The organism is Psychrobacter sp. KH172YL61, assembly GCF_007182895.1.
Taxonomy (GTDB): domain Bacteria; phylum Pseudomonadota; class Gammaproteobacteria; order Pseudomonadales; family Moraxellaceae; genus Psychrobacter; species Psychrobacter pacificensis.
This window is the reverse complement of record NZ_AP019516.1, coordinates 2,217,457-2,234,274: the sequence shown is the minus strand read 5'-3', so window position 1 is coordinate 2,234,274 and position 16,818 is coordinate 2,217,457. Positions and strand designations below refer to the sequence as shown.

The 16,818-nt window shown below is 44.9% G+C and carries 29 protein-coding genes; 3 read left to right on the top strand and 26 right to left on the bottom strand.

The features are described 5' to 3' along the window. Window position 1: 1 nt before the first annotated feature. Complete coding sequence (locus PKHYL_RS11880) at window positions 2-337, bottom strand: hypothetical protein (RefSeq protein ID WP_240365249.1); 336 nt, start codon at window positions 335-337, stop codon at window positions 2-4. A gap of 2 nt (window positions 338-339) precedes the next feature. Continuing rightward, window positions 340-510 (bottom strand): Arc family DNA-binding protein, encoded by a 171-nt coding sequence (locus PKHYL_RS11875; RefSeq protein ID WP_240365248.1) that lies wholly within the window; start codon window positions 508-510, stop codon window positions 340-342. 127 nt (window positions 511-637) lie between these two features. On the opposite strand from PKHYL_RS11875, the gene PKHYL_RS11870 reads away from it, so the two are divergent. From PKHYL_RS11870 to PKHYL_RS11860, 3 genes are read left to right on the top strand one after another with little or no spacing between them, the layout of a single operon-like run. Next, the gene (locus PKHYL_RS11870) at window positions 638-913 is read left to right on the top strand and encodes an Arc family DNA-binding protein (protein ID WP_240365247.1); all 276 of its coding nucleotides are present in this window, start codon (window positions 638-640) and stop codon (window positions 911-913) included. A gap of 27 nt (window positions 914-940) precedes the next feature. Next, window positions 941-1,279, top strand: a complete 339-nt coding sequence (locus PKHYL_RS11865; protein ID WP_240365246.1) for a DUF2511 domain-containing protein — start codon at window positions 941-943, stop codon at window positions 1,277-1,279. Between the two features lie 44 nt (window positions 1,280-1,323). Continuing rightward, complete coding sequence (locus PKHYL_RS11860) at window positions 1,324-1,812, top strand: WYL domain-containing protein (RefSeq protein ID WP_240365245.1); 489 nt, start codon at window positions 1,324-1,326, stop codon at window positions 1,810-1,812. A 1-nt stretch (window position 1,813) separates the two neighbouring features. Here the strand turns inward: PKHYL_RS11860 and PKHYL_RS11855 are convergent, their stop codons facing one another. The 24 genes from PKHYL_RS11855 to PKHYL_RS11745 form a co-directional block, all read right to left on the bottom strand. Next, window positions 1,814-2,821: a contractile injection system protein, VgrG/Pvc8 family gene (locus PKHYL_RS11855; RefSeq protein ID WP_240365244.1), complete on the bottom strand. Its 1,008-nt coding sequence runs from the start codon at window positions 2,819-2,821 to the stop codon at window positions 1,814-1,816. A 289-nt stretch (window positions 2,822-3,110) separates the two neighbouring features. Next, window positions 3,111-3,536, bottom strand: coding sequence for a phage tail protein (locus tag PKHYL_RS11850; RefSeq protein ID WP_240365243.1), 426 nt, complete (start codon window positions 3,534-3,536; stop codon window positions 3,111-3,113). Window positions 3,537-3,556: 20 nt separating this feature from the next. Then, window positions 3,557-6,097 (bottom strand): phage tail tape measure protein, encoded by a 2,541-nt coding sequence (locus PKHYL_RS11845; RefSeq protein ID WP_240365242.1) that lies wholly within the window; start codon window positions 6,095-6,097, stop codon window positions 3,557-3,559. A 79-nt stretch (window positions 6,098-6,176) separates the two neighbouring features. Then, entirely contained in the window at window positions 6,177-6,293 is a 117-nt protein-coding gene (locus tag PKHYL_RS11840; RefSeq protein WP_075106269.1) for a GpE family phage tail protein, read from the bottom strand. An 8-nt stretch (window positions 6,294-6,301) separates the two neighbouring features. Then, a complete protein-coding gene (locus PKHYL_RS11835) occupies window positions 6,302-6,628 on the bottom strand; it encodes a phage tail assembly protein (protein WP_240365241.1) in 327 nt (108 codons plus the stop codon). Window positions 6,629-6,710: 82 nt separating this feature from the next. After that, entirely contained in the window at window positions 6,711-7,238 is a 528-nt protein-coding gene (locus tag PKHYL_RS11830) for a phage major tail tube protein (RefSeq protein WP_240365240.1), read from the bottom strand. A gap of 38 nt (window positions 7,239-7,276) precedes the next feature. Beyond that, on the bottom strand, window positions 7,277-7,876 hold the full coding sequence (locus PKHYL_RS11825; RefSeq protein ID WP_240365239.1) for a phage tail sheath C-terminal domain-containing protein: 600 nt from the start codon (window positions 7,874-7,876) through the stop codon (window positions 7,277-7,279). Window positions 7,877-7,888: 12 nt separating this feature from the next. Continuing rightward, window positions 7,889-8,428, bottom strand: coding sequence for a hypothetical protein (locus tag PKHYL_RS11820; RefSeq protein WP_240365238.1), 540 nt, complete (start codon window positions 8,426-8,428; stop codon window positions 7,889-7,891). A 43-nt stretch (window positions 8,429-8,471) separates the two neighbouring features. Beyond that, the gene (locus PKHYL_RS11815; RefSeq protein WP_240365237.1) at window positions 8,472-9,449 is read right to left on the bottom strand and encodes a hypothetical protein; all 978 of its coding nucleotides are present in this window, start codon (window positions 9,447-9,449) and stop codon (window positions 8,472-8,474) included. A gap of 10 nt (window positions 9,450-9,459) precedes the next feature. Next, a complete protein-coding gene (locus PKHYL_RS11810; protein WP_240365236.1) occupies window positions 9,460-9,768 on the bottom strand; it encodes a hypothetical protein in 309 nt (102 codons plus the stop codon). A gap of 17 nt (window positions 9,769-9,785) precedes the next feature. Further along, window positions 9,786-10,421, bottom strand: a complete 636-nt coding sequence (locus tag PKHYL_RS11805) for a hypothetical protein (RefSeq protein WP_240365235.1) — start codon at window positions 10,419-10,421, stop codon at window positions 9,786-9,788. Window positions 10,422-10,457: 36 nt separating this feature from the next. Further along, window positions 10,458-11,447, bottom strand: a complete 990-nt coding sequence (locus PKHYL_RS11800; protein WP_240365234.1) for a phage tail-collar fiber domain-containing protein — start codon at window positions 11,445-11,447, stop codon at window positions 10,458-10,460. Window positions 11,448-11,468: 21 nt separating this feature from the next. Further along, window positions 11,469-11,999, bottom strand: a complete 531-nt coding sequence (locus PKHYL_RS11795) for a phage tail protein I (RefSeq protein ID WP_240365233.1) — start codon at window positions 11,997-11,999, stop codon at window positions 11,469-11,471. Beyond that, window positions 11,992-12,447 (bottom strand): baseplate J/gp47 family protein, encoded by a 456-nt coding sequence (locus PKHYL_RS11790; RefSeq protein WP_269778168.1) that lies wholly within the window; start codon window positions 12,445-12,447, stop codon window positions 11,992-11,994. Before PKHYL_RS11790 ends, PKHYL_RS11795 begins: the two co-directional genes overlap by 8 nt. Continuing rightward, window positions 12,374-12,826 carry a baseplate J/gp47 family protein gene (locus tag PKHYL_RS17695; protein WP_269778167.1) on the bottom strand — a complete coding sequence of 151 codons (453 nt, stop codon included), beginning with the start codon at window positions 12,824-12,826 and terminating at the stop codon, window positions 12,374-12,376. Before PKHYL_RS17695 ends, PKHYL_RS11790 begins: the two co-directional genes overlap by 74 nt. 55 nt (window positions 12,827-12,881) lie before the next feature. After that, entirely contained in the window at window positions 12,882-13,271 is a 390-nt protein-coding gene (locus tag PKHYL_RS11785) for a GPW/gp25 family protein (RefSeq protein WP_240365232.1), read from the bottom strand. Continuing rightward, window positions 13,264-13,872: a phage baseplate assembly protein V gene (locus tag PKHYL_RS11780; protein WP_240365231.1), complete on the bottom strand. Its 609-nt coding sequence runs from the start codon at window positions 13,870-13,872 to the stop codon at window positions 13,264-13,266. The genes PKHYL_RS11785 and PKHYL_RS11780 overlap by 8 nt, the downstream gene beginning before the upstream one ends. An 85-nt stretch (window positions 13,873-13,957) precedes the next feature. Then, complete coding sequence (locus PKHYL_RS11775) at window positions 13,958-14,401, bottom strand: phage virion morphogenesis protein (protein ID WP_240365230.1); 444 nt, start codon at window positions 14,399-14,401, stop codon at window positions 13,958-13,960. A 2-nt stretch (window positions 14,402-14,403) separates the two neighbouring features. Next, on the bottom strand, window positions 14,404-14,835 hold the full coding sequence (locus PKHYL_RS11770) for a phage tail protein (RefSeq protein WP_240365229.1): 432 nt from the start codon (window positions 14,833-14,835) through the stop codon (window positions 14,404-14,406). Continuing rightward, window positions 14,832-15,440, bottom strand: a complete 609-nt coding sequence (locus PKHYL_RS11765) for an N-acetylmuramidase family protein (protein ID WP_240365228.1) — start codon at window positions 15,438-15,440, stop codon at window positions 14,832-14,834. Before PKHYL_RS11765 ends, PKHYL_RS11770 begins: the two co-directional genes overlap by 4 nt. Further along, window positions 15,437-15,766 carry a hypothetical protein gene (locus tag PKHYL_RS11760; RefSeq protein WP_240365227.1) on the bottom strand — a complete coding sequence of 110 codons (330 nt, stop codon included), beginning with the start codon at window positions 15,764-15,766 and terminating at the stop codon, window positions 15,437-15,439. Before PKHYL_RS11760 ends, PKHYL_RS11765 begins: the two co-directional genes overlap by 4 nt. After that, window positions 15,753-16,160, bottom strand: a complete 408-nt coding sequence (locus tag PKHYL_RS11755) for a hypothetical protein (protein ID WP_240365226.1) — start codon at window positions 16,158-16,160, stop codon at window positions 15,753-15,755. Before PKHYL_RS11755 ends, PKHYL_RS11760 begins: the two co-directional genes overlap by 14 nt. Continuing rightward, entirely contained in the window at window positions 16,151-16,357 is a 207-nt protein-coding gene (locus PKHYL_RS11750) for a tail protein X (protein WP_093071408.1), read from the bottom strand. The genes PKHYL_RS11755 and PKHYL_RS11750 overlap by 10 nt, the downstream gene beginning before the upstream one ends. Continuing rightward, on the bottom strand, window positions 16,357-16,809 hold the full coding sequence (locus PKHYL_RS11745; RefSeq protein ID WP_240365225.1) for a head completion/stabilization protein: 453 nt from the start codon (window positions 16,807-16,809) through the stop codon (window positions 16,357-16,359). Before PKHYL_RS11745 ends, PKHYL_RS11750 begins: the two co-directional genes overlap by 1 nt. Between the last annotated feature and the right edge of the window lie 9 nt (window positions 16,810-16,818).

Below are 16,818 nucleotides of genomic sequence, written 5' to 3'. Positions count from 1 at the left end.
ACTAATTAGCTCCTTGAGCTGATTGGTTAAAAGAGTTAACTTTAATCAAGTTAATTTCTTTTGTGGTGAAGGCAGATACATCTTGGCGGGTGCGGTCTGCCTTTTTTATGCGCTGACATAATTGCAGGTGGCGATATAGCAACTGCTGACTGCGGATATAGGTGTTAATCTGCTGGGTGGTGTTAGGCCTGTTTAGCATCTTTGCCATCTCCTGTATTTTTTCTTTTAAACATTTACGAATCGCCATTGCTATAAGCTGTCTTTCTTGCTCTGCTGATAGGTAGAGCGTTATGTATGAGGGTTCTTTAATCGTTTGATGTTTGGCGTTATTTGGCATTGTTATCTTCCCGTTGTTGTTTGAGCATCGCTTAAATTGGCACGGGCTTGCTCTCTGATTATTACAATTAACTGCGATGTTATTGATCGACAATTATCTTTTGCGTACTGTTTGATCCAGCTCGCTAAATCATCTGGTATGCGGACATTTAACTGCTTATCTTGGTTTGCCATCTTCATATATTCCTATGCATGTTGGTAAAACGCTATGTTAGCGTATTGCTATGTTAGTATAATGCTAGTATTGAAGTCAATAGTTTTTACTAGCATAATGCTAGTAATTTTTAATTGGGTTATTTCTATGAGTACAATTCAGTTTAATTTGCGAGTTCCCAAAGAACTGAAAGATAAGATAGATAAGGCTTCAGCAGAAAGCGGACGATCTATTAACGCTGAGGCTGTCTATCGTATGGAGAGAAGTTTTATTCAAGAAGAGCTGTCCGTTCCTATGAATGTAATGTTCGATGATGATTGGTTTGAAGCTACTGGATTAACCAAAGAGGAGTTTGGCAGCTTCGTAAAAATGGCCGTGCATAGTGGTGTTTCTCAATATAAGGTAGATAAGAAGGATGATTGAGATTAAAAAGGGTTCCTGATAGGGTTGTTGGCGATTGGATTAATTGGATGTAGTAACCCTGAACCTCAATCTGAGGTTGTAGCGGATAATGAACGCGCGGTAAGCCGTGACAGCTATGCTGGTGACTGGCCGTTTACTGATAATAGCGGTGTGCTGGGCTGTATTGATAAGGCCGCTTATTTTGATGCTGGCAATGAAACTTATGCGCTAAACGGCTTTAGTCGTGCTTATTCTGATAATAAGGGACTTGGGTGGATACCTGTCACACCTGAACAGCCGTTTTGGTTGGATAATCCGGATATAGAAGGGACTAAGATTAGCGTTGGTAATATGACTTCTGATGCCTTAAAGCTTTGTGATAAGTAAAGGGGATAAGCAGTGATTTATGTTTTTGGTTTATCGTCTTTGTTGTGATTTTTAATTTATGGCTTAAATATACTAAGAGCGGCAGACGCTACAATGAAAAATTAGAGGCAGACACGGCTGCCCGTAAACAGGTCAAATTAGATAAAAAGCAGGCCAAACTAGACAGAGAACGATTATCTTTACAACCACAACATGATAATTCGCCAACATCATCAGCTAACACTAATTCTCAGTTTAATCGCGACCGTTACAGTTATGACGGTTTTGAAGATACGTCAGATGACACAACCATCTATCCAATGACGCACTGTATGACTTATACCAATCGAGATGGCATTTCCAGCACTCGTGATATTGGTATGGTTCGCGCTTATCGTCGTAGTAAGCGTTGGTATATTGATGCGTACTGTTATCAGCGCGGTGAGGTTAGGACGTTTGCTGTTGAAAGCATCTCACAATTAGAAGATTTTATTGATGGTAATGTTTACACTGCGCCTAATATGATCCGTGAACATATTAAGTCTTATGAATAACCTAAACCCCAGCCTCACACTTAATACCAGTACTATAACCACTACCAGATAGGTCATGTGTCACTTCTACGACCGTCCATTGATGTTGATCGATATACGGTCTAAAACCTCTCACTGTCGCAGGGCTATCAGCAATAATATCAGGACGCGCTACTGCTAACGTCAAATCAAAGCTCGCCACTTGGCGGGCTTTTTTGTTGGCGCTCGCTTTTGCCTTAGAGACTGCCTCTGATTTACTCTTGGCAGGTTTGGTCAGTACATGAGACTTGTCATTGGGTAGGGCATCCATCGGTTTGGACTTACCATCTTTGACACTGATATGCTTAGTCTTACCAGTTTTATCATCATGATAGCTTGCTGTCGTCTCGTCATAGTCGCTGGTACGGTCAGCACGGCTATAGCGATGACTGTCCCCAGACTGACGAGTGATAGTGACTTCTCCCAACGCCACCCCTGAAGGTGATCTGGCATTGGCAATCGGTTTGATAATCAGCCGTCCAGCCTTAATCGTACACATCAAATCATGGTCCTCACAAAGCCTGGTCAATAGATTGATATCACTCTCGCGGTGCTGATCGATATGATCGATCATTATTGCTGATACTGCACTATCAATAGCCAATATCAAGTCATGACGTTTGGCCACACTCGACGCTATTTCCCCAAGCTTGTGCTGATGATAGCTGTCACTGCGCTTTACCTTCAGAGATGACTTGAAATCGGCTGACTTGGCGCGTATCTGCAGCTGGTCAGGTGTGCCACTGTGCTCGGCTTGATCAATGGTAAATGTGCCTTTGTCTATCATATCGCCAGTATCAGGCATCGCGAGCCATAGCCTTATCTCATTGCCATTGGTGGGTAAGGGCAGCGCCGCGTCATGATCAGATAGTGTCAGTGATAGCTCATCCGCTTCAGTACCACGCTTGTCTGTCATTGAGAGACTAATCAGACGCTTCTCAACCTGCGCTGTGCGATCAATACCTTCGATTGTGAGTTTGAATAGGTTCATGTTAGCTTTTCCATGCAATTATAAGATTTGGTAGCTGCCATAAAACGATGGCCATTAATATGAAAAGTACGAGACCTGCAATTGTTTTGGATAATCCATAATTTTGAATACAAAGGCGTATAATCTCTAAAATTATAGTAGCGATAACTTCTGTCATGATTTAAGTCCTATCTAGTTTGTCATAGGATTAATTTAAATCAGTTCGGAAAAGCTGCTTTAGGGGTGTTCCAGCGCTATTTCTCCCTATTTCTCTCTTGGAACAAGGGGGTATGAGTTATTTGAATATGTGTTATACGTCCGCTCGATCCTGATCTAAGATGGCCACTTGCTCACGCTCGCTATCATCTGCCAGTTTTAGTGCTAAGCTAAAGCTAATTTTGCGAGCAGTTCCATCTGACAATAAGTGTGATTGAGTCTCACTGATGTCAGTGATGTAGCACATGCCATAGTAGTAACCATTGCCATTCATGAGCGCGTAGGTCTTACCAGTGGCGGCCATATCACGTAATTCATCTAACGACACAATACCGTTGGTGATCTCTGGATATAGTGTGCCTGATAGCGATATGTCGTCGTTATCTTGGCCGATATACTGCATATGTGGTCTGGTACCGACAGCGTTGCCGGTGCCAAAACGATAACCAGACTTGCGCGATATCTCATCAAATGCCGCGCTGGTGGTCTCAAATACAAACAATCCTAAACTGGCTAACATAAAATAATCCTTATATGCCCTTAATCAATATCAGATAAGCGGCTACGTTGACGCGCCATTTGATTGCGTTGCTCACCAGCCAGTACACGCTGGACTTCACGCGCCACGGCTTGCGGATCGGTTGCGCCATTGATGTTGATGGTAATATTGCCACTACTCATACCGCCCATCATCGCAATACTAGACTGGCCACGAGGCGGTAAGATAGACTTGCGGCTGTCAATTTGCATGGGAATATAATCAGATACTTTGCTGACAACTGACCCAACCATCTGTCCAGGCGCTGAATTACGAATACGACCAGTAACGTTTTTGACCGCATTGATTGCTCGATTTGCATTGGCTAATACACCATCGCCTAAACCTTCCATCATGAAACTACCATAGCGGGTAAATACACGGCTCGGACTGTGAATGTCCATGCCTTTTGAACCCGTAAATGCTCCTTTGATACGCCCTACGACACTACTAATAGAATTAATAACCGCTTGCGCTCTGCCTAAAATGCCGTTTTTTAGCCCTTCGAGCATATTAACGCCGTACTGCCTGAAGGTCGCACCCAGTCCAGCCAAGTAACCCCAAACTGTAGCGAATGCCGTCATGAATGATGCGACTGGATTGAAATTAGATATAAAAGATTTAAGCGCCTGAATACCCGTATTGAATATGGCTTTGATACGTTCCCACAGCGCCGCAAACATCGGCCCTAGGGTGTCCCAGTTCTTATAAATGGTAAAGGCCAGTACTGCCAGTGCTAAGCAGAGTGCCAAAATAGGGTTGGCCATTAGCGTCAGCGTCAATGCTCTGACAGCACCGCCAATCATGCCAAATGATTTAGCCAACATTGATAATGGCGTTAGAGTTGTGGGTAGCCCTAGCGTAACCAATGATGCTCTCAATAGTGCCATAGGGCCTAAAATAGTTAGCATGACTGCGCCTAAGCCGCCAATGATGACCGCACCAATGGCCAAAATAGCAAATAGCTGACCCAGCACAGCCATGAGCTTAGGATTTTCATTAGCAAAAGCGGTCATGCGTTGGGTCATGATAGTGATCGTCTGAATAAACTCCCGTAGCGCACCACCGTTTGCATCAAAAATAGAGGTTCTAAGGGCATCAATGGCTGAGGTCATTGACTTAAAGTCACCAACGGTATTGTCGCTCATGGTTTTCGCTAAGTTACCAGCTTCGCCTTGGGCGTTTTGTAACTCACCAATGAGATTTTGTAGCGCACCGCTACCAGCTTGATCAACGAGAATGGCTAAAGCACCACCGGCTTCTTCTCCTGCAATGCCTTTGAACAACTCTGATTGTTCTGCATTACCCAAATTTTTACTTTTATCGTGAATCTCTTTTAATATATCTGGCATTTGGCGCAGATTGCCGTTCGCGTCAGAGGTCTTGACACCTAACCTATCAAGTGCCTCTATCGTTGCTTTTGGACCTGCTGCCATTCTAGACATAATGGCACGCATCGCCGTACCGGCCATACTAGCTTGGATACCTGCATCGCCCAACTTACCCGCCATTGCTGCTGATTGCTCAAGTGATACGCCTAGTAATGCAGCACCAGGCGCTGCATACTTCATCGTTTCGCCTAGCATCTCAATGTTCGTGTTAGAACGGGTGAAAGTACCTGCCAATACATCGCCAAGCTTACTCATCTTAGATGGGTCAATTTTCATACCTGAAAGAATATTTGAGGCGATATCAGCTGTGCGGTCTAACTCCATGCCACCAGCTAAAGCAAGATCAAGCATCCCCGGCATAGCAGCTTTCACAGACTCAGGTGTAAAACCAGCCATCGCTAAGAACGTCTGTCCAGCCGCGGCATCGGCTGATGTGAACTGAGTCGACGCGCCTAGCTCTTTAGCTTGTTCTACCAGCGCTTGGTATTGAGGGCTGTTTTTATCCAGACGAGTAACCGCTTGAACTTTACTCAGGTTCTGCTCTAGGTCTAAGCCTGGTTGAATGAACCGTGCACCAGCATAGGTTGCTGCTGCACCGCCTACGGCCAGTCCTAGAGCTTTGTTTCGCATATCACCCATTTGCTGTGATTGACGTTCAAGCTGTCGAACCTCGTTCATCCGCCGCCGCTGCTCTGCCAGCTGCTGATTGGTGCGCTCGATATTACGCGCAAGCTCACGCTCATGATCAGATAGATTATTGGTGCTAATACCTGCATCTGATAAGCGGCCACGTAGCTGCTGTAAATGCTGCCGTTGACTATCAAGGCGAGCATTCAAGCGCTGTGACTCACGCCCTGCAGCCTCAAATTGACGAATCAATGTAGCGCTAGGATTGGCCGTATCGCGCATTTGCTGCTCTAACTGCTGCAAACGATCGCGGCTGCGCTGTGCCGCTTCTGAAGTTTCAGCCAGTGCTTGCTCTTGTTGCTTAAAGCTATCAATCAAACGTTGTTGGTTTTGTAACTTCCTAGTTTCTTGAGTCATCTCACCAAATTGCCGCCCTAAGCGGTCTGCTTGGCTAGAGATTGAGCGCATTGGCGCAGTCATACGGTCGATAAGTTCTATCTGTGCTCGAAAGCTTAGGTCTGCCATGTATTTGCGCCCACTTTATTGTTGATATCAATGATGCTGATGTTGTCCTGGTTTCCTCATTCGTGAGGGAACCAAGTTATCATTCATCAGGGTTATTACGGATACGCGCTCGTTCGCGCCAATCGGCAAGCTCTTCGATCGTCATGTGATACATCGCATCTGGTGTCCAGCCGAACACCAAGGCGATGTCTGCCATACAGTCTTCTACACGGTTGGGATAGCTGCGGTTTCTGCTTGCAACTGATGTTTCGCCTTGGTAAAAAAACTGGCAATAGTTAACCCCACATCCATCAAATCAGCGGCATCCATGTTTTTGACTTCATGCTCATGGATGACTGGGTTGCTGATACGAGGGAGTACTACTGCTAGGGCATCGACTTTGGCCATTGAAATGTCAATGAGTGACTGGCCACGTAAGTCGCCGCCCATTGGACGACGCAGGGTAAACTCTTTAATCTCTTTGGCCTTATCGCCAGTACCGCGAATGATAGGGTAGTCTAGTTCGATAGTTGGCATATCATTGTTGTTCATGGTGTATCCTTAATCAGTAATTTTTAGTCGATGTTTTAATCAAATAGGTGTCTGGTTTGGCCACTTAATTTGCATGATCAGTTTAGACGGTGGTAAACATTCCCATGGCTTCACGGATCTCTTTTAGGCGGTCTTCACCATTGACGATACACTTCATCGCCATTGCATCGATTTCAATGATGTCTTCACCGTCTACGACCAGCTTGTAATACGCCAATGAATACTTGAATGACTCTTCTGTGTCATCACCTAGCTTGGCACTACCAGGGTCGATCTCTTCTAAGCGACCACGGCAATAAATATCGACCGCTGACACACTGCAGTCATCATCACGCTGATACGCACCTGAATACGACAATACAACCTTGTCAATACCAGCACGCGCAAAGTCGCGGTATAAATCTGCTTCGTGACCACCGCATTTGATAGTCATTTCCATAGCTTCTTGGCCCAAGTCAACTTTGACCGGCATATCCATACCACCAGCACGATACTCTTCAAGCACGCGAGTCAGTTTGGGTAGCTCAATCTCTGGGATCTGACCTTGATAGCGTTTTTGGTTACCAAGGCCTTTGTAAGCCATGAAGTTCTTTAATTTACGAGGTAACATAGGGGTTCCTTTTTAGTAATAGGGTCGTCAGGTGGCTATTAGGCCGCTGCTGCTACCAAGTCGGCAAAGTTGACCAGGTATGTATCAGTGATCGTCTGATTCAGGTTAAGGTTCTCTAAGTTAGGCACTGGAGTAAAGTCATAATCTAGATACAGCTTGCCTTGCATGAGCAGCGTTTCGCTGTTTAGCTCGTTGTTGTACCAGCACTTTGCACCGATTAAATAGTCGAAGTTGACCATCTCCTGCAGCTTGGCATTGATGGCACGAATGATGTCACGCACAGTCGTCGGTGATAGCGGTTGATCAATAAACTGAAAGCAGCCATTGATGATGGTATCGAGCAAAAACTGCGAGGTACGCACGACTGGCTCAAACATATACTCAGGCTTGTCAGAGCAGGTATGACTGCCCCAAAATCGAAAGCCGTTGTGCTGTATGAGGCTGGTCACGTCATGCGAGTTTAAGTAGCCGACCTCGGTATCAGGATCTTCTAAATCCCATGTACGTGGATGTTTGATACCACTAACAGTATCAATGGCAACGTTGGACAGCGACTTGACGAAGCTATACTGGTGCGTCTTGTCTAGGTGAGCGCGTAATGCTGCGGCCACGGCGATGATTGGGGTTACTTGAGCCATAATTTTCCCTTATTAATTGGTTAGGAATAAAAATCGATTTGCAGTACTCATGCCGATTACGTTCAGTTTTAAAGGTTCATCTACTGACTTTGTTGTGTCAGTTAAAAGTACATGCTCAGCACTGTAACGCTCGCGCTGTAAGCGGTAGCACAGACGATTGTGATCAGTCACATAAGCAAAAATAATGTCACTGTTACCGATGTTAAACTTGCGCTTATCATCAAGTGACAAGCGCGGATTGGTGATATTCGGGTATAGTGTCAGCACGTTTTTAGCCACGCTTGCGTCATACCAGTACAGCTTAGCTACGCCATTTTCGACGTATGCAATTGTTGGGCGCATGTTTTGGTCAAAGCTAAAACTCATCTCAGTGACATCACCTGCAAACGCTAATACCGCGACTGGCTCAGCACCGCTACGCTGTAGATAGATAGCTTTACCTTTGACGTAGCCGTACCAGTAGTACTGCATAGGCTCACTGGTATCGGATAGGGCGATACCGCCTAGCTCCCAAGATGCTGTAGGCTTTTGGGGTTTGCTGCGTGGCGGCAAAATGACGCTCTATCAAGCTCAGTCAGCGTATTGTCGGGCAACATTACAATTCGCCCTCATAGCGTCCCCAGCTAACTTCAAATACCAACTCAGCAACTTGCGTGTTGTTCTTTGAAATTCCCGAATTATCTGAGACTTTACTGTATTCAATTTGGAAGAATCCCATGCTGGTTAACAGTAGAAACGTTTTTATAATCCCGTTTGCGGCATCAAGAGGTAAGGCGCAACGTATAACAGCCTTATAACTGCCTTGTACATAGGTATCTATTGGTAGTGTTCGTCCATCGCCTGCATACCAAATACTTGACCCATTAGGGCTAGCTGTGAAATCACCTAATGACCCGTTGTATATTGCATGTCCAGCATTACCTGCATTGGTACGTATGACTTCACCAACATCATTTTTATATGAATTACTACCGCCTAAGCTGGTGCCACCAACACCTGCCATCCTAACTGTATAGTTGTACTCAGTAGAAACTCCGTCCCCATCGGTGAGATTGATTTTTCCAGTTTTATCAATAAGAGAAAACACTCGCCATATTTTATATTGGACTTGTAAAGTTTCACCTTCATTTATTGATATGGTAGTCGGTGCGCCATTTACATCTTTTATCAAAGCTCTTGTGCATAGATAGTATTCATTAGCACTGCCATATTGACTAGCAAGACCAATCTCTGAGATATTTACACTTTCTAAATTCAAAAATTGATAAGTGTAAGTAGAGCTATTTTTATATAAGTCACCATCCCTAGCGGCATCGTAGTCGTGAGAGTTAGTAACAGCCAATATACTATTGTTTGCAGCAATGAAATCATCCAAAGAGGTTTGAGTTGGTGCAGGGATACTATTCCCAGAACCCAATAAACAATGAGCACGCATATCAGTGCCATTTCCACCCCCAAAGTAATCTAATCCTTGGTTGAGTATTAAGTTTTTTGAAAACCTGTGTCTAACTTTTGTAGTCCCATCAGCGTTTTTAACAATGCAGCGAAACTCACCTGCCATTTGAGCTAACATTTATAACTCCTTAATTTAATTTAATGCTTAGAGGTTTAGCTTCAGTTGTATAAACGGTATCTTTTTCAGTGCTGTAACTGATTAAAGTTTTTTTGATATTAATCGTTAAAGGTTTAACAATGGCTTCGTAGGTGCTGTTATCTTCTATAATAAGGCTTCTTAACAATGACTTCATTTCTACGCTTAAAGGCTTTGCATTACTTATATAAGATTCTTTACCGTCAAAAAATTTACTCTGCAACAGTGCTCTAAAGGTAATATCTAATGGCTTGACGGTTGATTCATACGCATCACTGTCAACCTTTGTGTCTTTTAACACCTGCCTAATTGTGATGTTTAACGGCTTAACTGTGGGCTGATAAGCATCTTCTTTTCGACCAGCGTAGGATATGGCTTACTTGCCCATAGCCGCCGTGTTACTTTCCCCGCTGGAACGCCCCATTCGCCTTCAATCAACATCAACTCACGAGCCGCGAACGTATCGCGATAAGCGGCAATATCTTCTTTGACTGTAATCAACGTACCATCTTCCGCTCGCGGGGACGCATACACAAAAGCGCGGCGTTTCTTGGCAATTTCGACCAGCTTGCGGGTCATATCTGGCGTATCAATTTCAGGCGCGATCAAAATCTTTGGCGTCACACCAAGGCGTGATTGAGAGCTAAGCAAGGTATCAACGGTAGCGATATCGACTGGCTCTGACAGTCGCAACACGACCACACTTGTATTCTGGATAGATTTGATTGTCTGCAAGCATTGGCTGAGCAAAGTATCTTTAGCGCCAGCTTTGGTGACATCATCTGTCGTGATGCCTGTCAGCAATACAGGGGTATCAAGCGGGTATTTAGCATCATCAGCATCAATACTGGTGCTCACCAGTGCAATAGTGCTCATACTGACCGATTTGATAATCGGTGTGATGTTGCTGGTCTCGGTGGCAGTAATGCCGTGGTGGTACGTTGTTAATGCCATGGTCTAGATCCTTTTTTGTCTAAAATAAATAGTGTTTTAAGCAGTACGTAACCACATGCCAACCACTTTTGATGGCTGAATGTTGTTGTGAGCTTCACCGCCACCTACAGCGTTAGTCTTGATATTTGCAGCGCTGGAACTGGTGTTCTGAGTACCGGCGCGAGTACCACCATCAATACTGCCACTATGCATATCAACGGTATGATCATGATTTGGAATCTGTGCAAGCGTCAGAGTTTCCTCATTTTTACCAAACTCATTACCGATAGTTTTATAGTCAGATGGATCGTCAGTGTTGGTTGATAGGCCTACTAGCGTGCGACCTTCTGCGAATCGCTCCCACGTACCATAGCCATGATGAGCCGCCACCGCAGCCGCATCTAAATGATTAATGGTTGTCTGGTAGATATCGCCAACTTTATATGGCTGCAAATCTAAAAGCCCCGCGATGCCTTTCTCTATATCGTCTATACGATTTGACAGTAATTGAAACTGGGTAGCCATAAGCTCATCCTGTAATTGATTGATAATATCGTGTAGTTCACTCACTAAAGATTTCAAAGCAAAACGGTCGGCAACCCAATCGCGAGTAGCGATGACCACGTTGCTGTCCGTTTCAATGACAACAGTCGCAAGGTTGTCTGCAGTAATCGTAAATATAAGCTCCATGTCACCGCCTGCACCTTCAGTCAGCGTTGGGCGATAGCCACCGTGAAAGTTACCCACGTAGACAAGCTTGCCACTACTATCGGTAATTCCCACTTCATGCAGGTTAAAGCCGCCTACATTGGATGGGACAACTGCAGATACTTCAGCTGTCGTGTCATTGACTATCTTGATAGAGGTTACGGCTACTTTTGCTCTTTGATTCACCAAGCTAGTCTGAGTCAAACGCGAATCAGGCAGATATGGCTGATCGTTTGCATCACCCAACACCACATGCGTCAATGCAAGTTGTGAGTTCGCTTGTGCATTGGCAATAAAAGATTTTCCGTGGTCAGTGAGTAATACATAGTAGTTGGCCATTATTGTTACCTAAATAGTTACCTAAGCGTTTGGAGTTGATAGATAAGTGACATTGCCAGTCCGACAAGCGCCGGCAACATAAAATTGAGAGCCATTCACGACACTGGCATCAATAGAGAACTGATCACGGGCAGATTTAACACTATCTAGCGCGGTATAGATCTCTTGTTGCTGTTGAACACTCACACGACCGCTAGTGATTTTTACTGTAAAGGTATAAGGCGTACCTTTTGGATATAGCTCATGCCATGCAAGCAAACTATGACCTATGCCTAGGTTTTCCATTGCTTGCGTCAGCGTGTTTTTAGTACCGCGCTGCGCATTAAAAGCTCTTGCGCCTTTTACAACGTCGCGCTTTTTTGACTCTGGCCATTGACCATCCCAGTACTCGACGCGGCGTGACCAAGCAAGCCACGGTAAAAAAGCTTCAGGACAGCTATCAGCATCGATCAGACTGGCAAAAGTAACAGGTAACGCATCAATACGCTGAGTTTGAGTATCAAGCGCTTGCTCAAGCTTGGTGCTGTTTTTTGGTAGTAGCGCATTAGACATCACGGTACTCCACAGCACTGATCGACACGTCGATACAGTTGGCATATTTGCCATCTGGCAAACTGATATCAGCAGTAGGTTGTAAAAGGCTGACACGTTGGACACCCGCTTGATGTAATGCGTGATATAAACCAGATAACGTGACGTCATAACCTAAGTAGCGGACTTGCTCGATATATTTATCAAGCTGTGCACGGGCTGCAGCAATCACCACGTCTTTATCTGGGCCCGGATAGAGTGTCAGTTCCGCTTGTAGGCTCCAATCTTCTGGCTGACCAGCCGCAATACGCACGCTATCGGTAAAAGGCCGGCGCTCATCCGTATCAACGGCCAGTCTTACTTGTTCACGTAGTGCATCGCTAGCGATAGCATCATTATGGCTTTGAACATAGACCGTCACGCGACCAGGGGGAGGCTGTGACAACACTTGCATCACGAACATCACCATCAGCAGACAGTGCCCAAAATAAATAAGCGCCTTTACTACCTGCAGAGGCTCGTTCTGGTTCTAATTGGACACGGCGACGTAAGGCAGTGTCAGATTCCATGACATCAGAGATCGGTGGGACAGCATTGGGATTACCAGGCTTAACTAATAGACGAGTCACACCAACACCAGCGGCAAGATGATCAAGCGTTGTGCCAGTGGTATAAGCAAGCAGCATTGATTTGGCTGTCTGGTTGATATGATTGGTCTTAGACATCAGACGATAAGCAAACAGTTCAAGGATCTTGGTCAATGGCTCGCTTTCAAGCGTTAATGCAGCGGCGAGCTGTGGATCTTTGGCTTTCAATTCAGCTTTAAGATCGGCAAGCTCTGCTTCCAAAAATCTAAAGGCGTTAAAATATCAGGGGCAGGTAGGCCAGATAGATCAATACGACTCATAGCGCACCGCCTAATGACAGATAAGTACGTTCAATCTTTTTACTAATCACATAACGATATTCAATCATTAAACTGGCCACGCCTTGTGAGGCACTGTCGTCAGTTATCAGTTCAATGCGAGTTGGTGTGACACGAGTTTCCCAGCGCATGAGCGCATGAATAACAGAGGCACGAAGCTGCATAATAAAATAGGCATTAATAGGTGCATCAATTAAGAATGGTAGCAATGAGCCGTAATCACGGCGCATGACACGACTACCGATAGGCGTCATTAATATATCCCGGACGCTTTGTAAGATATGGTTGGTTTGGTCAATACGCTGACCAGTACTGCGTGACATGCCTTTGACATTGATCACAGTGACGTTGTTATCTTGATTAAGCATTAACGCCCCCAGTAGTGTCTGAGCCAGACTTAACGTTTTTATGACCGTGGTCTAAATACGGTTGGTCATTAATAATTAATTTTCCGTTTTGATTGATGGTTTGACCGTTTACGGTATAAGACTGGCAACCAATAGAATAGGACTCGCAATTAACATCAAAGTTATTACAATCAAAACTGACATCGCGAGCAGATATTTGCACGCGGTTGGAAATAAGCGTAGTAGTAGAATCATCAAGTAAAGTAACCTCTAGGTTATGTGTCGCGTGGTTATAGATAAATGTCGCGCCATCATCACAATGAAGCTCAAACGTATCAGCATTGGCGGACGGCATTGGCTGATCATCATAATCAAACGATGTCGTTACCAGTCCAGTCGACAGCTCACCGGTCTCGCTAATAACTAAGACTTGCTCACCAACACACGGTGGATTCCAGATTTTGACCTTACCGATGCGAGCTGCTGCAAACTTTAGCCAGTCGGTCTCTAACCCATCTATCTGTACTCGGCAACGAGCATTAGCATGATCAACGTCTGTGACAATGCCTCGATTGATAAAACTTTGGAGCCGGCGCTCGTTTTCGATAGGGGATGTATTCATGACGTTATCGTCACTCATTGCGATTTTTGATACAAAACAAAAAAGCGTGGATTGAGTAAATACACGCAAAAAAAGAGCAGGGCATCTAATCAGCGGCTAATGACTCGCGTAGTACTCGAATAATGATATGTCTGTCAGCACGAGAGATACCGATCAGCTCGCGTTTGGGGTAGGGGAATTTCTTAGAACTATCAGGACGGACAGTACTGCGTTGGCCCTCGTGATGGATGCGTGCGATCTTAGCGGCGCTGCCTTTAAAGCCTATCTGTGCATAGCGGCTGGTTGCATTAAATTTAAGATGACGCGCTTTGGTCAGCTCACGAAACATGGGGTTGTTAGAGGCTTTCAGTGGATTTACAAAATCGCTACCATCAGGATCGGTTTGTGCGCGGATACGCTCTCGATTGACCGCTCGCATTTCCATAGCTAGGGCACGATTGACTTTTTTTAACTGTTTATTATCTAGCTGACTCGCTATTGCGGTCGCCCATTCAGGTAATGCAGTGGCCAGTTCAGTTAAATCGCTCATAGTTATTTGTGCGGGTTATGTAAAGGTTTTGGCGGGTGTAGGATTGGACGTGGACAAGCATTAAACACGTAGTTACCAGTGTCATCAGTAGATACCTGGACAACTTCTTCGACTTTGATAGTAAAGACTACGGTGGTCGTATAGTTGCTCAATATATAGGATTCAAATTCAATCGGTGATGGCCCGTTTGGTGGGACTGGGTCTTGATTCTCTTGATACCATGCCAAAATAGCGACAATGACTAAGTTGGCGTCAATGCTCTCGGGGAACTCATCAACCTCGACTAGCAATTGATAGTGTTGACGGTGGCTCAATGATTGACCAGTCCATTTCAGTGAGCCCTTTTCTACGCTAATAATTAACTGATCGGGGTTCTGGGCAAAGAACTCGACTTTATCAGTTAAAAATTGGCGTAGGCTGTCATCAAATATCATTTCGCCAACTCTTTATCCCAGTATTTGGCACGGTCACGCATTTTAGTGTCATATTTATTCTTCTTATAATCGCGGCCGTTATATATCTCTGCAAACATGGCCCAGTCACGGCTACGAATGGCATTGAGCAAGCGTTTATCTGTCTCGATAAAGCGACAAAATGCCTCTAACTGCTCAGGCTCGCCTTTGGATAGCGTTAGCACAAAATCAACAGCTGACTTGTAGCCCAGTCTTTCCCAATGAAAGCCCATAATCTGAAACATGCCCCAACTTGCTGACTCTAAGCCTAGGTCTTTATCAATGCGACGTGCTTTAGCAAGTCGATCATGTTCAGCAGTACCGCCACTATAGCCACCCGTACGAGTATTGACCACATCAGGGCTAGTACGAACATGATCAAGCGCTTTGTCACGGCCAAACTTTTTGTCTAGCAATCGATACATAATATGGCGCTCAAACAGTATTTTAATACGCCATTGGTTGTCATCTTTGTCGAATAAGAACCCATCGCCGCGCGACTCAACATCACTGACCGCGCGGATAGCAGCTTCATCACAGCGCAGTCGGCGAGCAGCGACTTTATAATCACAGTCAATCAGTGTCATCGGTTGGGTAGGGGCTCATACAAGATTATCCTTTTTGATTGATTAATAGCGCTAATGAACACGCCATAACGCGCCCAAAAGGCTCTTAATTTAAAATAAGTAGTAGCGGTTGCAGCAGCGGCAAGCATACGAAATATGGGTAGGGCCCATACACCGTCCCGACCAGTGGTCTCATCAAATGCCAAGCCGACACAGCTCAGCGCGAAAAATAAAATAGTGAGCGTAACCAGTGAGCCAAGCTCGCGATGATATTTAATGATTGTCATAGCACAAACGATGGCAATGACAATGATAGATAAAGTCGATAACGTCTCAAGAATGATCATGATTGTCCGCCTCGTTGGCTGGTTTATCTTTGAATAAAAAAGGGAAAAAATGACGCAAAGCAGACATTAGAAGGGGTCGTACATTGTCATTCACAAAGTCATAAAATGTGACAAACAATTCTCGTCCGACCATGCCATAAATGACTGCGTAGCCAGTGGCATAGTTGCCACCCGTCAATAGTTTTGCAGTAATATCCGACAGCATCACTGCAAGCAATACACCCGCAGTCGCATTTTGAGATCGCATCCGAAAAGGCTCGGCGCGGATCAACAATAGACGAATGCAAGCGCCACCAGCAGCAGCCCAGATAACAGGCAAAGTAATCAACAACCATTGCAGATGGTTACTCATAACATCATCAATCGTTAATACCTGAATTTGAGTTACGTCCATAATTGAATGACCTGCTTTTGTGTACGTTCGGGCGCGTCTGGCAATTGGATATCAACGCCGGTAGGCAATACAAGATCGTAACCAACCAGATGCGGATTGAGATCCATAACTTGTTCAGTAACGCCGCCAGTGAAGCTGAAATAGCGTAAGCAGATCAAATCTACTGTGTCGCCTTGCAATGTCGATACAACACGCATCAGATAAGCTCAATGGTTGAATGCGGCTCATCTTTGATATCAGCAATTGCATTGCGTGCATTGCGATAGCAGCTATCGATAGTTGGTGTTAACTCTTTGCTGCGTGAGGTTGCATCACGACCAGTGTCATAATCACGGTAGTGTTCAGTGAGTTTTGCTTTAGCAAAGTTATAGACAGCTTTTTTAAAGCTGAAGCACTTATCTGTGTCTTGAGCCAAGTCATATTCTGCTAGAGTCAGGACGCCATGTTCATGTAGAGCGTTGGCAGTCCAACCCTTCAGCTCACGACAGACGTCATTTGCAGCGTCAGTTAACGCATATTTCATTCGTGCTGGTGTTACCGTACCGTCAAGCTTCATCGCTTCGCTAAAAACACGTACTGACAGATTAGGCATAAATGGCGGAGTAGTGACAACATCATCACTGACTGGATTGACAGCACTAAAACCCATAACAACTCC